Below are 16210 nucleotides of genomic sequence, written 5' to 3'. Positions count from 1 at the left end.
AGGTGTGAGGATAGTGCCAAAAGTTTCAGTGATAATGCCTATTTATAATAAAGCGGCAAGGCTCCGCTTCAGCATCGAATCTGTACTCCAGCAGACTTTTAAGGATTTTGAACTAATCATGATCAATGACGGATCAACCGACAGCAGCCATGAAATAGCACTCGAATATAAGAGAAAAGATTCAAGGATCATCTATTTCAAGCAACGCAACCAAGGTGTTTCCGTTACCCGCAATAATGCGATCGACCTGGCAAGAGGTGAATATATTTCCTTCTTGGATGCCGATGATATTCTGCATCCTGATTTCCTGTCGAAGATGGTATGGAAAGCCGGCGGTGAAAACGTCTGTTATTGCGGACATTCCTACGTGACGGAAAAAGGGAGAAAGAAAGCCAGGCTCAATTTTGCGGAAGGCGATATTCTGGAGAAATTCCTGCTCAACACGTGCAATCCACATTTGAATTCATGGCTTATCAAAAAATCTTTTCTCGATGAGTACGGCATCCGTTTCAGTCCGGGAGTCAGCTGGGGAGAAGATATGATTTTCTTTTCCAAAGTGCTTGTGAACGATACGGAAGTGCTGGCGGTCCGGGATTACCTGACTGAATACCATATCGGCCAGCCGGGGAGCCTGAGTGAGAATTCGATGGACAAGATTAAAAAAGATATTGAATGGATGGAAGCGGTTAAACAGTATATTTACACCCGGGTGAAGGATCAAAAAAGAAGAAACGAAGCGATTGCGGCCATCGACTCCTATCGCATTGCCGGTGCGATCCTTTATCGGCTGGACCGCAACAGCAGCCTGCTCTATAAAGAAGATATCAAGGAGCTGATCAGCAATTATGATGATTTCATCCGGATATTCAATCTATCGAACGGTATCCGGAGTATCAAGCTCATGCTCGTATACTTAAAAATGCGCGTCCAGCTGTTATTGTGAAAACGCGTTCCAAAGAAATGAGGTGAAAAGATGAAGAGATTGGTGGAATATTATAATCGAAAAAAGAAAGTTGTTGATGGCTTCTTAGAAAATCAACAATTCCTTTTTCCAGGGAGTTATCGCTTTGACGAATCCTTAACATATATCCATCTCGATGATAAAAACATTTCGAAAAAATCCAATGAATTATTCAGCCAGGGACTCCCAGTCATAAATTTTGTCAATGGACGATCTTTCACCAAAACGACGATGACAAAAGCGATGGCTATTTACTTTAATAAAAAATTATTCATTGAGCATAAAACAAAAACTAACTTTAAAGGCAAAGTCTATTTGCCCGGAGGAAACGGGAATGATGTGAAAATTTTTGATTTTGAAAACAAAGAGATCCTAATAGCTTTTAGTGATAGAGGGACTTTTAAGAGAAAAGTAGCTTTTTATAAGCAATTCAGCCCTCATTTTCCAGTACCTCCAATAATCGATATCATTGAAACTAGACAGATGATTATTGAACGCTATACAGACTATAAGGCTAGCTCTTACTGGGATAATTACGATTTTAATTTCGTTGTAAATGAAATTTTCCGCAGGTACTTGGAGTATTTCGAAAAAGTGGTATCCTACGGAGATTTCCAATGGGTGACCCCTGAAGAGATTTGGGGAGAATTACCTTTAAAAAATCAATTTCTTGAGGACATCTTTAATGGAATAAGCTATGATTTGCTGAAAACGCCATTTGTCACTGTTAATATCCACGGAGATCTTTGGTCTTCGAATATTCTGATTGATAAGGAAGAGTCCAATAAAGTCTTTTTCATAGACTGGGAGTTAGCAGGGAAATTGTATCTTTTTTATGATTTCTTCGGCTTTATGTGGAATGAAGCCATAAATAATAAACGATATTCATTTATCAGAAGTTATATGAACGGAGACTATGACGACTATTATTCCCATGCTTTTGAACTTTTCGGTATGGAGTTTGAAGCAGAAAGAAAAGATGAATATTTAAATATTTTCTTTTTGAACATGTATTTGAGGAGATGGACCAAAACAGAACCTCTACATCTTGAATGGCTCCACAACGAATATCGGAAATTCATGGAATACGTGGTTTCACTTGATGCACTGCCTGATATGCCCTGGCGAAAGTAATAAATTTCAAGTTAGAGAGCGGAAGTGAGAACATATGAAAAAAACAATCATTGCCCTAATGGCGGTAACTATCATTGTCAAGATTACCAGCCTGATCAAGGAAATCGTTTTTTCCTATTATTACGGGGCTTCCAATATAACAGATGCTTATATCATTTCATTGACGATTCCAGCAGTCATTTTTGCACTGATCGGTGCAGGCATCGCGACCGGCTATATACCTCTCTACAGCAAAATTGACAATGAGCAGGGAAAAGATGCAGCGATTGAATTCACAAATAATGTATTGAATTTTATCCTGCTGCTGTGTACGGTCATCGTGGTCGTCGTGTTCCTTTTTACAGAACCATTGATCTTCCTGTTTGCTTCGGGGTTTAGAGGGGAAACGCTCGAATTGGCAATCCTGTTTACCAGAATAAGCATCGTCTCAGTCTATTTTACTGGCATGCTTTATATTATGGATGCCAATCTCCAGGTCAATGATGCCTATAAAGTACCTCAGCTTGCTGTCATTCCGATGATTTTAATAACAACAGCATCCATTGCCTTGAGCGCCACTTATGGTGTTTACATATTGGTTTATGGCAGTGTGCTTGCCGTCATAGTACAGGCTTTGATTGTCATCGTTTATGCTTATAAAAAGGGCTATTACTATAAGTTTAGAGTAAATTTTAAGGATTTTTATTTGAAGCGGATGATCGTACTGTCAATACCCGTGATAATCGGCTCTTCGATTTACCAACTGAATATCATTATTGACAGGACGCTGGCTTCGCAAATTGCAGTGGGAGGCATTTCTGCTTTAAATTACGCCTTTAAAATTGAAACTTTCATCACGGGATTGTTCGTAGTGAGTATTGTCACTGTCATGTATCCGAGCATCTCGAGAATGGCGGTCGTCCGCAACTTCAAGGGAATGAAAGAGGCATTATCAAAATCTATTACTGCTATAAGTTTGTTTGTTGTCCCTGCCACAGTCGGGGTGATGATTTTCTCTCAACCCATTATCAAACTGGTATTCGGAAGAGGGGAATTTGGCGCAGAAGCGGTGGCAATGACTTCGATTTCCTTGCTCTTCTACGCTGTGGGTATGATTGGAATTGGCATCCACTCAACTTTGGTGAAAGCTTTCTACTCACTGGAAGATACCAAGACGCCAATGATAATATCGTCAATCTCAGTGGTGATTAACATCGTTTTTAATATTATCCTATCCAGATTCCTCGGAGTCGGTGGATTGGCACTGGCAACTTCCATAGCTGCTTTGACAGGTGCAAGTTTAATGTTTTATTGTCTTCGCCGTAAGATTGGTCCACTCGGTGCAAGGCAAATGCTCGTTTCATTTGCGAAAATCAGCTTTGCTTCCGTAATCATGGGCATCAGCGCCAAACTGATTTTCGAAGCACTGACTTTGGCTATTCATCAGAATATTGCGCTGCTGCTGTCGATTGCCGCAGCCGCAGGCATTTACTTTATGGTCATTCTATTTACTAAAATAGATGAGGTAAGCATTATTGCTGAAGAAATCAAAAAGAAGTTCCGCAAAGCGGATACAGCAGTTGAGCAAGGAAAAATCTAATACACCAGGAGGGAATTATTATGCAAATCAGAAAAGCCATCATTCCAGCAGCGGGACTCGGTACACGGTTCCTGCCAGCGACAAAAGCGTTGCCGAAAGAAATGCTTCCAATCGTCGACAAGCCGACTATCCAGTATATCGTTGAAGAAGCAATCGCTTCCGGAATTGAGGACATCATCATTGTCACCGGTAAAGGGAAGCGTGCGATTGAAGATCATTTCGATCATGCCTATGAACTGGAAGATACGCTTCGGAATAAAGGGAAGCTTGATATGCTCGATTCGGTTACGGAAACTTCCCAGGTGGAAATTCATTATATCCGCCAAAAACAACCGCTTGGACTCGGCCACGCCATATGGTCAGCGCGCAAATTCATCGGCGATGAACCATTTGCGGTTTTGCTCGGTGACGATATCGTTGTCAATGAAGAGCCATGCCTTGCTCAATTGATGAATCAATATGAACAAACGGGAAAAAGTATCATTGGCGTAAAACAGGTGCCGGAAGACGAAACGAGCCGTTACGGCATTGTCGATCCACTCGAGCGGGACGGTAAGCTGATGAAAGTACGTAATTTTGTCGAAAAGCCGGCACCGGGGACTGCGCCTTCCAATTGTGCAATCATGGGCCGCTATATCCTGGATCCGAAGATTTTTAAATACCTGGGTGAACATCAAGTTGGAGCTGGCGGCGAAATTCAATTGACGGATGCCATCCAGAAATTGAACGAGGAACAGCAAGTATATGCCTATGAATTTGATGGCCAGCGCTACGATGTTGGAGAGAAATTCGGTTATATCGAAACGACCATCGAATTTGCATTAAAACGCCCGGAGCTGCGCGATAAATTATTGGAACTTTTTGAAAAGAAATTGAACGAACCTTTGATTATGAAAGAATAACGGCAGTCTTGATGAAATATATGAAGTTGAGGCAATTGGCTGGAGGAGGGAAGAATCCTGCATGATGACGGAAAATTTAATAATAGGCGTTATTGGATTAAGGTTTGCTGGATTGCCGATTGCCAATGACTTCGCGAAGATGTATCCGGTCCTTGTTTATGACCTGGAAGGGGAATTTGATGGAGACCCGGATTTTGGGCAGTCACAACATAACGTGCTGAGGGGTTCGACAATTGAAATATTGGATAATCCGGAAAGGATTGCCGAAGCTGCACTGTTGATCATATCGGTGCCTGTCACCATCAGCGTCAGTAAGCATCCGGATTTATCGTTGTTATTGAAAGCCTGCGAAGTCGCCGGCAGCCATATGAAAAAAGGAGCGGTAGTGGTTATTTCATCAGCCGTATACCCCGGTGTTACGGAAGAAAAATGTATCCCTGTTCTGGAACGTTTTTCCGGATTGGAGGCTGGAAAGCAATTTTTTGTCGGCTTTTCCCCAGACGACTTACGTGAACAATTCGATAGCACGGCTGCCGCAAAACCCGCCAAAATAATTGCGGGACAGAACAGTTCGGTGCTGGATTATATTTCGGAAATTTATATGAATGTGTTTGGGCAAAGAGTCCACAAAGCAGAGTCGATCAGGGTCGCAGAAGCAGCTGAGCTGGTCAATACGGTCCAGCAGACAGTTAATACGGCTTTGATGAATGAGCTCGCTGCAATTTTCAAATTGATGGATATCGATACCCAGGATGTGCTGCGGACTGCAGCGGTAAAAAAAGATTTTTTAAGATTCAGCCCCGGATTTAGCGGCAATCACGGAAAAGCCCAGGATTCCTATCAACTGACTCACCGTGCACTTGCAGTCGGGCATCATCCGGAAATCATTCTTTCGGCTCTAAGGGTCAATGATGGCATTGGTCAATCCATTGCCAACTCCATCATCAAAGAAATGAACCAGCTCAGCCTGCCGCTGCAATCAGCAGCGGTAGTAGTAATCGGTGTAACCAATAAAGAGGATTCTGCGGTTATCGAAAAATCGAAAGTCTTTGACATGATCGAGGAGTTGCAGCAATTTGGCCTTCAACTCCAAGTGGCGGACAGCCTGGCAGATCCGGAACAGGTGGAGCTTCAATTCGGAATACGGCTGACGCCATGGCAGGAACTCGCACCTGCAGATGCTGTGATTCTCGCAGTTCCTCATAAGGAAATACGTGATGCAGGCTGGAAACCCATCCGGAAATTGTTGAAAAACGAATCCTCTATCGTGTTTGATATCAAGAGTGTTCTTAACAAGAAAAATAAACCGGAATCATTGAATTTATGGAGACTCTAGAAGCTATAAAAAGGGGAGGTAAAGCAATGGTCACTGAAAATTTACGATTTACACATAAACGTCGGTCCCTGTGGTCTGTATATCTCGGACGCCTGGCGGAAATCTTCTTTTCATCTCTGTTATTGTTTTTGCTTACACCACTTTTTGTTATCATCGCGATTGCCATAAAGGCGGAATCAAAAGGTTCCATATTTTTTACTCAGAAGCGTGGAGGAAAAGATGGGAAACATTTTATCATCTATAAATTCCGGACTATGTATAAAGCGAATGTAGATGTCCATAAGGTATTGGTGGATAACGACCCCCGAATCACAAAGGTGGGCAACTTCCTTCGGAAAACCAGTCTCGACGAGTTGCCGCAGCTTATCAATATCCTGAAAGGCGATATGTCCTTTATCGGGCCAAGGCCGACGGTCACAGGGCAGACAGATAATTATAACGAGTACCAGATGCAGCGTTTGCAGTTAAAACCTGGCGTGACGGGCTGGGCACAGATCAGCGGCCGTAACCTGTTGACTTGGGACGAAAAAATCGATTTGGATATTGAATACATCCAAAAAAAGAGTTTAAAGCTGGACTTCTACATTTTGATGAAAACTTTCGTCAAAGTGTTTAAATCCGATGAAGTCTATATTGCACCCAAAACTGATAAAAAATAAGGCAAGCGCAAGCCGGCAACTTCCGGCCAACGCTTGCCTTTTCCGTTTTAGGGTAAAGGAATAAAGAATACGGTTTTATTCATTTTTATTGAAGAGATAAATTATCTGATCGGAGGGGGATAAGTTATGGAGACAATTCTTGCAATATGCATCGGTCTCGCGCTGAGTGCGACTGTAGGCTTTCGGATATTTACCCCTTTGCTGATAACCGGAATTTTTGTCAGGATCGATTGGACCACTTTATCGGAAGGTTTCAATTGGATTGGCAGCACGCCGGCATTGATCGCTTTCGGTGCAGCTACATTATTTGAAGTTGCAGTAAATTACATTCCAGCAATCGGTTCCTTTATGAAAGTCCTTGCCACACCGCTTGCGGCAATCGCCGGCATACTGCTGACGGCGTCTTTTATCGGTGATATGAATCCGCTGCTCGAATGGAGCATCGCAATCATTGGCGGGGGCGGTATCGCAACAGCTTCACATACTGCTGTCACTGCAGTAAAAGGAGTCAGCGAAGCTGCATTTCTCAGTCCCGCCGTGGCGGCAGCTGAAGATGCCACTGCAATATTGGTGCCGATCTCGATTTTTCTCGTTCCTTTATTGGCGATCGTGTTTGTGGTGCTGATTCCTCTGGTGATTTTCCGATTCTACAGAAAGCGGGAGCGGAGGAGCGTATAGAGGGGAGGAAGTTTTCACTTTATCTAGTGGAGGCTTTTTCTTTGTGTAGGAGTGAAGTGGTGAAGACGATTTTTTATTGGTTAATTTATCATTATTAAGGGCGGATCTGCGGCTGAAAAGTGTAACCCGCACCCCAAACGCTTCGACCCGCACCCCAACCAGTTCAAGCCGCACCCCAAATATTTTCCCATAAAAAAGCCAGGCTTAATGCCTGGCTTTTAACACTTGTCTTTATTACCGGGGAATGATCAAGACCTGTCCGATGCGGAGAAAGTTAACATTCGTGATATTATTGGCAGCGGCAATTTTAGCAACAGTCGTGTTATAACGAACGGCGATGCTGTATAAAGTGTCGCCTGCTTTGACTGTATATTTGACCGTTGTGGCTGCCGGCGGTGTTGTGGTCGTGCCTGGGATTTTCAACACCTGGCCAATGCGCAGCAAATTGACGTTTGTGATATTGTTTGCGGCGGCAATCTTCGCAACGGTCGTGTTATAGCGGTTGGCGATAGAATAAAGCGTGTCACCGGCTTTAACAGTATAGGTTGTTGAAGTAGCTGGCGGCGGTGTTGGTGTTGGCGCTGTACTTGTGCCTGGGATTTTCAAGACCTGTCCAATCCGCAGCAGATTGACATTGGCGATATTATTCGCAGCTGCAATTTTGGCGACAGTGGTGTTGAAGCGCTGGGCGATGGAATACAAAGTATCACCGGCTTTAACGGTATACGTCGTGCCTCTGCTCGCTGGCGGCGATGACGGCAGGTTCAGCAATTGGGAAACTGTGACGAACGAATAGCCTTTCGCTTTGAGTTTGGTGATGATATTTGGCAATGCCACCGGAGTTCCCGGTGCCCCGGCGCCTGTGTGCATCAGCACAATGCTGCCTGGTACGATATTATTCACCACTTTATTGGTGATGGTGGTGGCGGAATCGCCGCGCCAGTCAATAGTGTCGATATTCCATTGAATAGTATAGCCGTATCCTGCTGCTCCGACTCCGGCCAGTACGTTCGGGTTCACCGCGCCGTATGGTGCTCTGAAAATAGGCTTGGTCGATTTGCCGGTTAGATTTTTGATAATGGTTTCAGTACGGTCGAGCTGTGATTTCATCTGGGAGGCTGATATGGTACGGAAATCCGGGTGGGAATAGGAATGGTTGCCGAGCTGATGGCCTTTGGCTGCAATGTTCTTAATCGCCTGTGGATGTTTTTCCGCTCCCGATCCGGTAAGGAAAAATGTAGCTTTGACGTTATGCGCTGACAGGATGGCCAGGATCTTATTAATGTTGGTCCCATCAGATCCGTCATCGAAGGTCAATGCAACTACTTTGCTGGACGTGTTGCCTTTGGTAACATAAATCGAACTGGCTGCATCAGACTGGCCGCTGAATGAAAGTAAACTGAACAAAACCAATAACATGACCGCTGCAATTTTACCGATTTTCGTCCCCACAAAACTCACCCCTTATTTATTTACACCAATAGAGTTCATTAGCGTATGTATAAAGTTATGTGAGCATTACTATCTATGTAATAGCATATTTATAGCCAGAGTTGAATGTCCGATAGGTCAATCCCATTATACCATAGCATCAGCAAATTAAATATAAGTAGTTAGACTTTTCTGATAACTTTATTTGTGAAACGATGCATAGCAGAAAGCGGTATGAAACTTCGTTACATGACAAATAATAGGTAGAAAGCTTGATTTATTGTTACGAGTGTTGTAATATAATTGTAATATAAAAGCTTATAGCATATAAGATGAACTTAAGATAAATAGAAAGCTCACTATATTTGCAAAGCTGTACTTACAATTACATTGAAAATTGCAGCTGTGTCAGTGTGACACAGCTATTTATTTTGTAAGAATAATTTACTGGGGGAACAGTATGTATTTGCGTGTTCTTATAATGTGTTTCATGATCTTATTAATTCCATTTACTGTGAATGCGGCGGATCCCGCCAATGATTTTGATGTTAAAGTTTTGCCTGCCGAAGGACAGCACAGTTTTTCGGAAGGTTATTTCCATCTGGATTCGGAAGCGGGCAAGACTTTGTCTCTTGATATCCGTATAACGAATAAAAGCGGGGAGCCCATCAATTTGTATGCACAGGCCGTTGATACGCAAACAGCCGACAAAGGTGGCATCATCTACAGCCTTGATGAAAGCTCCAAAGAACCGGACCATCACTATCTGTCGGATTTGATTGATATCCCGGAAACGGTGACCGTTGCGCCAGGCGCAGATGAAATTATCCACTTTCACCTTGCAATCCCTAGTTCTGCAAGCGGCACGCTTCTTGGCGGAATTATGCTGACAAGTATTGATGCACCTGATGATCTGTCTATGGAATCACTGAATAAAGGCGGAAGTAATTATACATTTGAACAGCCGGGACAACGTCTGGTAGCGATCAAATTGAATCTTCCTTCCAAGTCTGCTTCCGGATTTTCGTTGGGTGATGCGAAATTTAATCCTTTTGAAAATCAACTGGCACTGAAAGTGAACAACGGCAAATCTGCCGTAATCGAGAATGTCCAGGGTACTTATACCGTCATGGACAAAGACAGCGAAATTCTTGTCAGCGGAGTCATTAAACCATTCGCAATGGCACCAACATCCAAAATCAAATTCCCGGTTAACCTGAAAGGCAAAACCCTTGAAGAAGGAAAATACGTTTTGATGGTCAAAGGGAAAGCGGACGAAAAGGAATTTTTTGTTGAAGAGAAATTTACTGTAACAAAAAGTCAGGAAGCAGGCATTGTCAGCGAGACCGAGGCCGCTGCTTCTCCATTCAATCGGGAAAACATTTCCCGCACCATTGCAATAGCGCTGGTTTCCTTGTTTCTGCTGTTGCCGTTGCTGTTGAAGTTCGATAAAAGAAATGAAAAAAAGAACTCCCTGACATTTACAGAAAAAAATCATATGTAATATTTAAGCTGCGCCTGACTTGTTCAGGCGCAGCTTTTACTTTTTGGAAAAGGCTATTTGAATTTAATCGGAAAATGTTTTTGAAAAAAACCATCGGGTAAAGTACAATACACCGTTTTCATCAAACTGAAAAGGAGGAGCAGTGATGGCAGAAAATAGTAATAACAACGGCAACAATAATGAGTACTTTGAAGATCGGGCTGGAACAGAAGACGCACGGTATCACGTTGTCCCTCATGAAGAAGAAGGCTGGGCCGTCAAAAAAGAAGGCCAGGATCAGCCGGAATCGACTCACAAATCCAAATCAGAAGCAGTAGATGAAGGCAAACGACTGGCTCAGGAATCAGAAACCATGGTTTATATCCATAGTGACGAAGGGCAGATTGAAGAACAGGAAAACTATAAGAAATAAGCATGTCAAAATCCTGTGGAAGCGTAAAATTTTCCGCAGGATTTTTTACTTTATTTTTAATAAAATATTTTGAGAATTAGGGTAAACTGAAGAAAAGGAGGATTTTAAATGATACATAATGTGAAAAAAGAGCAGCTGGTGGCAACCTTTTCGATAATTGGCGCCGATCCGAAAACCGGAGAAGTGGGAGTGGCTGTCCAATCAAAATTTCTTGCAGTAGGTGCCGTTGTGCCATGGGCCAAAGCGAATGTCGGCGCAGTGGCCACCCAGTCATGGGCCAACATGAAATTCGGACCTGAAGGGTTGGAGCTTCTTGAAAAAGGCCTGTCACCGGACGAAGTCATCGAAAAACTGGTGGCTGACGATCCAGGCCGTAATCTGCGCCAAGTGGCGGTTATCAATGCCCAAGGTGAAGCGAGCGCATTCACCGGCGAAGAATGTTTCGACTGGGCCGGCCATAAAGTCGGCAAAAATCATTCCGCCCAAGGCAATATTCTAGTCAGCGAAGAAACCGTCGCCGCTATGAGCCGTTCGTTCGAACAATCGACCGATCCACTTGCGGAACGCTTGATCAAAGCACTGGCTGCAGCGCAACATGCGGGCGGCGACAGCCGCGGCAAGCAGTCCGCAGCCGTATATGTTTTACAGGAAGGGGCTGGCTACGGCGGTTACAACGATGTCAAAGTGGACCTTCGAGTCGACGACCATCCCGAGCCGATCGAAGAACTATTGCGCCTGTACGAACTCCATAAAGTATTCGGCGAAAGCTCCGACGAACAGCTTGCCATCGAAGGCGAACTGTTCGAAGAAATCAAAGGCCATCTCGTCCGCCGCGGCTTGCTCGATTCCACAGACCATGCCGGATACAATGAAACCGTCAAGGAAGCGTTGAAAACCTTCACCCTCCGTGAAAACTTCGACGACCGCTGGACGGAAGAGCGGCTGATCGACGAAGTGGTGCTGGATCATTTGCGGAAATGAATTAGGATAGTTAATGACTATGGGGAATAAAGAGTGAATGACTAGATAAAAGAAAAATGAACGAGTGGATTTAATTGAAGGGACCGGTTGGCTTAAGGGCTGATCGGTTTTTTTGTGGAAGTGGACGATTGGAAAGAGAATCTTCTTTTGGAAATATTTTCTATATATATTTAAGTGTTAATCTGGGGTGCGGGTTGAAGCGTTTGAGGTGCGGGTTGAACCGTTTGAGGTGCGGTTAGACATATTCGAGGTGCGTTTAGAGTATAATGCCTCAATTTTAAGTTGTCCATAAAATAAACTGTTTTATATTTCCAGGCAAAAACCAATTAGTTGCGCTCATAAAAATAAAACCACATATCCCATCCAAACCAAGAATCCTCCAAACCCACACCCAACACCATCCCACAAAAATAGGAGCCCTCCGACCGGAGGGCTCCATCCATCCATCTATCATTTGAACTTGAACTTGAATTTTTTCGCAAACTCAACTTCAATCTCTATCTATCTCTATCCAATCTCCAAATCCTATTTAACATCCTTGCGTCTGAACTTAGCAGTCACTTCATAAACAATCGGTACAATAACCAATGTCAGTAAAGTGGAACTGATCAAACCGCCGATAACCGTGATGCCGAGTGCTTGGGAAATCAAGCCGCCGCCATCGCCTTCTGCGCCAATGGCAAGAGGGATCAGCGCGCCTATTGTCGCCAAAGCTGTCATCAGGATAGGCCGGAGACGTGTGACGCCGCCTTCAAGAAGTGCTTCGCGCGTAGTGAGTCCCGCTTGCTCCATATGAATGACACGGTCGATCAGGACAATCGCGTTGGTAACTACGATACCGATCAGCATCAATACACCGATCAATGCGTTCACACTCAATGCTTCTCCCGTAATCCATAATGCTACCAATACACCGATTACAGTGAATGGCAATGAAAACAGGATAGCAAATGGTGCAAGTGCTCCGCCAAATGTTACAACCAATACGAAGTATACAATGGCAATGGCTGCAAGCATTGCAAGGCCAAGCTGCGAGAATGATTCGTTGATTTGTTCTGTGACGCCGCCGTGGTCGATTGATACACCGGACGGCAATTCAAGATCCGCGACTTCTGCATCAATTTCAGTTGTAATTTCAGCTGCGTTATTGCCGAGTACTTCCGCTGACAAGGAAGCGAACATTTGGCCGTCTCTGCGGTTGATCGTGTCAGGAGATTTTCCTTCTTCGACTTCCATTACATCTCCGATTGTTACTGTAGTTCCAAGAGCAGTTGGAATTTCAATGCCCGTTACATCATCGATATTCGAGTACTCAGTTTCTTCTGTTTCAACATATACGTTGATATCGTTGTCTTCATACTGAACTGTCGTCAAGACAGGAGCTTCGTCGACATCGCTTAAAGCCATGCCGATTTGTGCGGCAGTCAAGCCGTTTTCGCTCAATGCTTGCTGGTTCGCCACTAGAGTGAATTGATCATACGCTTCTGTCAAACTCGACTCAGTATTTTCCAGTCCTTCATGGTCTTCCATGATTGGCTGGATTTGATCGATTGCTGTTTGGATGTCTTCGATACTATCGCCGTAGACGAATAATTCAAATCCGCTTGCGCCCATAGCAGCAAAGTCGAGGCTGCTCCATTCGCCGGCTTCAGTAGAAGCATTCAAGTCTTCGATCAATTTTGTGCTTTCATCGCTGAATTCTTCAAAATCAGAATCATATTCGATATAGAATAATGCGGAATTATCTCCGCCTCCGCCCATCGCTGCCATCGGATTGCCTCCGCCTAGCGAATACTGGTACGAAGTGACGCCTTCACGGCCATCGATTGCGCTTTCCGCATCAAGTGCGATAGCTTCGACGTCTTCACGTGTCTGGCCCGGTTCAGGGCTGTATGTCGCCATGACCATTTTCTGTTCCTGTTCAGGAAGGAAAGTGACGCCGATTACCGGTAATAGGAACATACTTGCGGCAAGAAGGACAGTTGCCCCTCCGAAAGTGATGATCTTATGGTTCAAAGACCATTCCAATACGCGTTTATAGCCGGCTGCCATTTTGCCTGGTTTGTGTTCTTTTTTCGAGGCTTTATTGGCATCAAGATTATTCAATTGCTTGCTGTACATCAAATGCGCCATCATTGGCACAATTGTTACCGCCACAATTAATGAAGCGGATAATGCAAAGACCATTGCAAGCGCGAATGGCAGGAATAATTCACCGATTTGTCCGCTGACGAGTGCAAGCGGCAGGAATACCGCGATCGTAACGATAGTCGATGAGAAAATCGGCAGGAACATTTCGCGTGTTGCCTCACGGACCAACTCTTTGCCACGCAATTTTTCGCCAGGCAAGCCCATGCGGCGGTAAATATTTTCAATGACGACAATGGAATCATCGATAACCCGTCCGATTGCGACAGTCAATGCCCCGAGCGTCATAATGTTTAGCGTTATATCCATTTGGTTCAATAAGAATATTGCCATCAATAAAGATAAAGGAATCGATATGATGGAAATTAACGTCGTTTTAAAGCTGCGTAAGAACAGCAAAATGATAACGACAGCGAACAGGATTCCGAAGAAGGCTTTGCTGAGCATTGTTTCAACCGACTTCTCAATTGGTTCACCTTGGTCAAACGTTGTCGCAACCGTTAAGCCATATTCTTCTTCAACATCAGCAACGATGTCTTTGACGTCATTTACAACTTCTACTGTATTGGCATCAGGTGCTTTAACAATGGAGATTCCGATCGATTCTTCACCGTTTGTGCGGGAAATCGATTCCGCTTCACTGACAACTTCAATTTCTGCCAGTTCGCTGAGTGCTACAGTCGGTACACCGGCAGCGGCAGGTGTCTGAGGTGCAGCCGGCGTGTCAGCCGGTGCTTCTGTCGGTGGAGCCTCCGGTGTCTGTCCAGGAGCCGCAGGTGTTTCACCAGGTGCTCCGGCGCCAGGAGTCTGTGCCTGCTGCGGGATTGCCGGAATCTGCAGATTACGAAGATCATCGACTGTTGTGATGTTGCCGTCAATGACCAGGTTTTTCACTTCGCCGCCAAACTCGGTCAAACCGAGCGGGAATGTAAGATTCGATCCCTGGATCAATTGCTGGATCGTTTCCTGAGTCAATCCATATTGCGCTAACGCTGCAGCGTCAAAAGTCATGCTTACTTTCTGCATGCGCTGACCGGAAACTTGAGCGTCCGATAGGCCCTCGACTCCTTCGAGCATAGGCAGGACATTGTCTTCCACGCTGGCAGTCAATTCTTCCAGCGAACTTTCTGAATCACTGATGCTCAATGTTAAAATTGGAAAAGCATCTATACTTAAGCGTGATACCTGTGGCTCATTGGCTGCATCCGGAAGGGAAATTTCCGATAAGGCATCTTCCAATTCGCGCGTTGCTTCATCCATGTCCACTTCAAAATCATATTGGACTTGAATGGTTGATGCGTTCGCCATTGATGTGGACGTCGTAAGTTCAACGCCATTCATATTCTGGATCCGCTGTTCAAATGGAACAGTGATTTCGTCCATCACTTCATCCGGTGCAGCACCAGGGTAGACAGTTACAACAGTAACGGCCGGCAAAGTGATGCTCGGAATCGATTCCTGTTTCATCGTCAATCCTGCGTAAAGTCCTGCCACGATGACCATGATGGTCAAGATCCAGATGGCGAACTTATTATTTAATGAAAAATCGATAATCTTCTTCAACTATGACACTCCTCAGCGATGATTCTTCAATAGAAGAACTTCTTTTTCAATTTGCTTTTCCTGCGACAGATAATCCGTCAACGCTTCAATAAGAAATTCGCGCGGCTCATCCTGCAGCAGTTCCTGGCGCAATAAATCCAGAGACGCCAGCAATCGGGCTGTGTTTTTTGAATACAGCTTGATCTTTGTCTCCATGTCCGCGAAAAGGCTGTCGATGGAAAAGCCATTTTCGCTCGTCTCCGTAAAAACGGCTTCCATCGAGTCGAGCTGCATCGTAATCGCTTCAATGGAAGAAGCGATAAAGCGGCTCAATTTGTCGATGGACAATTGCCGATTTTCAAGGATGATCGTAACCAGATATTCTTTTTGTATTCCTTCAACAATTGTGGTCAAATCCTCCAAAAACGGCTCGATGCGGGAGCCGAATGCATCCAGCAGCATTTTTTTATGGAATTTTGAAGATGAACTGCGCATTTCCTGCATCAGGGAAGTCAATTGTTCATTGCCATCGGTCGGCATGTCCTTGAACACCATGATGAAGAAATCCCGATCACCCAGAATACTTTCCAACTCAAACGCCAATTTTTTCGCAAACGTTTCCTTTGGCGAGAGGCCTTCTGAGATATCCAAATGCTCCAGCCCTTCAAGCGTCTCAGCCTGGTAGCGCTTCAGAATGCTCACCAGTAAACTCTCTTTGGAATCATAATGCTTATAGAACGCACCTTTTGAGATATCCACGGCATGGGCGATTTCTTGAACCGATGTCTGATGGAAACCTTTAATGGAAAAAAGATGTACTGCCGCATTCATCAATTCCTGCTTTTTGTCCATTTGATCCCTCCTTGTAACTAATTGGTCACGTTTTGTGACTGCTTGGTCATAGCTTAAATCATAAAGTTAATAATTACCAAAGTCAATTTGA

At 44.3% G+C, this 16210-nt stretch carries 13 protein-coding genes; 10 read left to right on the top strand and 3 right to left on the bottom strand.

The features are described 5' to 3' along the window. Positions 1 to 13: 13 nt before the first annotated feature. The 7 genes from DP120_RS08285 to DP120_RS08255 all read left to right on the top strand — a co-directional run bounded on the left by DP120_RS08285 (position 14) and on the right by DP120_RS08255 (position 7249). Complete coding sequence (locus DP120_RS08285; RefSeq protein WP_112223160.1) at positions 14 to 943, top strand: glycosyltransferase family 2 protein; 930 nt, start codon at positions 14 to 16, stop codon at positions 941 to 943. A gap of 30 nt (positions 944 to 973) precedes the next feature. Further along, positions 974 to 2095: a phosphotransferase gene (locus DP120_RS08280; protein WP_112223159.1), complete on the top strand. Its 1122-nt coding sequence runs from the start codon at positions 974 to 976 to the stop codon at positions 2093 to 2095. Between the two features lie 34 nt (positions 2096 to 2129). Next, positions 2130 to 3674: a murein biosynthesis integral membrane protein MurJ gene (gene murJ / locus DP120_RS08275; RefSeq protein ID WP_112223158.1), complete on the top strand. Its 1545-nt coding sequence runs from the start codon at positions 2130 to 2132 to the stop codon at positions 3672 to 3674. Between the two features lie 20 nt (positions 3675 to 3694). Then, a complete protein-coding gene (gene galU, locus DP120_RS08270; protein ID WP_205854518.1) occupies positions 3695 to 4576 on the top strand; it encodes a UTP--glucose-1-phosphate uridylyltransferase GalU in 882 nt (293 codons plus the stop codon). Positions 4577 to 4640: 64 nt separating this feature from the next. Further along, the gene (locus tag DP120_RS08265; RefSeq protein WP_165843743.1) at positions 4641 to 5912 is read left to right on the top strand and encodes a nucleotide sugar dehydrogenase; all 1272 of its coding nucleotides are present in this window, start codon (positions 4641 to 4643) and stop codon (positions 5910 to 5912) included. A gap of 26 nt (positions 5913 to 5938) precedes the next feature. Then, the gene (locus DP120_RS08260; RefSeq protein WP_112223155.1) at positions 5939 to 6571 is read left to right on the top strand and encodes a sugar transferase; all 633 of its coding nucleotides are present in this window, start codon (positions 5939 to 5941) and stop codon (positions 6569 to 6571) included. Between the two features lie 126 nt (positions 6572 to 6697). Further along, positions 6698 to 7249 carry a DUF4126 domain-containing protein gene (locus DP120_RS08255; protein WP_112223154.1) on the top strand — a complete coding sequence of 184 codons (552 nt, stop codon included), beginning with the start codon at positions 6698 to 6700 and terminating at the stop codon, positions 7247 to 7249. 234 nt (positions 7250 to 7483) lie between these two features. Here the strand turns inward: DP120_RS08255 and DP120_RS08250 are convergent, their stop codons facing one another. Beyond that, entirely contained in the window at positions 7484 to 8701 is a 1218-nt protein-coding gene (locus tag DP120_RS08250) for a LysM peptidoglycan-binding domain-containing protein (RefSeq protein WP_233786165.1), read from the bottom strand. Between the two features lie 469 nt (positions 8702 to 9170). Here DP120_RS08250 and DP120_RS08245 point away from each other — a divergent pair, with 469 nt between their 5' ends. From DP120_RS08245 to DP120_RS08235, 3 genes are all read left to right on the top strand, one after another. Beyond that, a complete protein-coding gene (locus tag DP120_RS08245) occupies positions 9171 to 10184 on the top strand; it encodes a WxL protein peptidoglycan domain-containing protein (protein WP_165843742.1) in 1014 nt (337 codons plus the stop codon). A gap of 145 nt (positions 10185 to 10329) precedes the next feature. Continuing rightward, positions 10330 to 10596 (top strand): DUF2188 domain-containing protein, encoded by a 267-nt coding sequence (locus DP120_RS08240; RefSeq protein WP_112223152.1) that lies wholly within the window; start codon positions 10330 to 10332, stop codon positions 10594 to 10596. A 108-nt stretch (positions 10597 to 10704) separates the two neighbouring features. Next, positions 10705 to 11577, top strand: coding sequence for a DUF1028 domain-containing protein (locus DP120_RS08235; protein WP_112223151.1), 873 nt, complete (start codon positions 10705 to 10707; stop codon positions 11575 to 11577). Between the two features lie 525 nt (positions 11578 to 12102). On the opposite strand, the gene DP120_RS08230 is transcribed toward DP120_RS08235, so the two are convergent. Both DP120_RS08230 and DP120_RS08225 read right to left on the bottom strand, forming a co-directional pair. Continuing rightward, positions 12103 to 15288 carry an efflux RND transporter permease subunit gene (locus DP120_RS08230; RefSeq protein WP_112223150.1) on the bottom strand — a complete coding sequence of 1062 codons (3186 nt, stop codon included), beginning with the start codon at positions 15286 to 15288 and terminating at the stop codon, positions 12103 to 12105. Positions 15289 to 15300: 12 nt separating this feature from the next. Further along, positions 15301 to 16119, bottom strand: a complete 819-nt coding sequence (locus DP120_RS08225) for a TetR/AcrR family transcriptional regulator (protein WP_112223149.1) — start codon at positions 16117 to 16119, stop codon at positions 15301 to 15303. Between the last annotated feature and the right edge of the window lie 91 nt (positions 16120 to 16210).

The sequence above is a fragment of the Planococcus halotolerans genome (assembly GCF_003289955.1).
Lineage (GTDB): Bacteria > Bacillota > Bacilli > Bacillales_A > Planococcaceae > Planococcus > Planococcus halotolerans.
The sequence above is the reverse complement of the archived record's forward strand: the minus strand, read 5'-3'. Positions and strand labels throughout refer to the sequence as shown.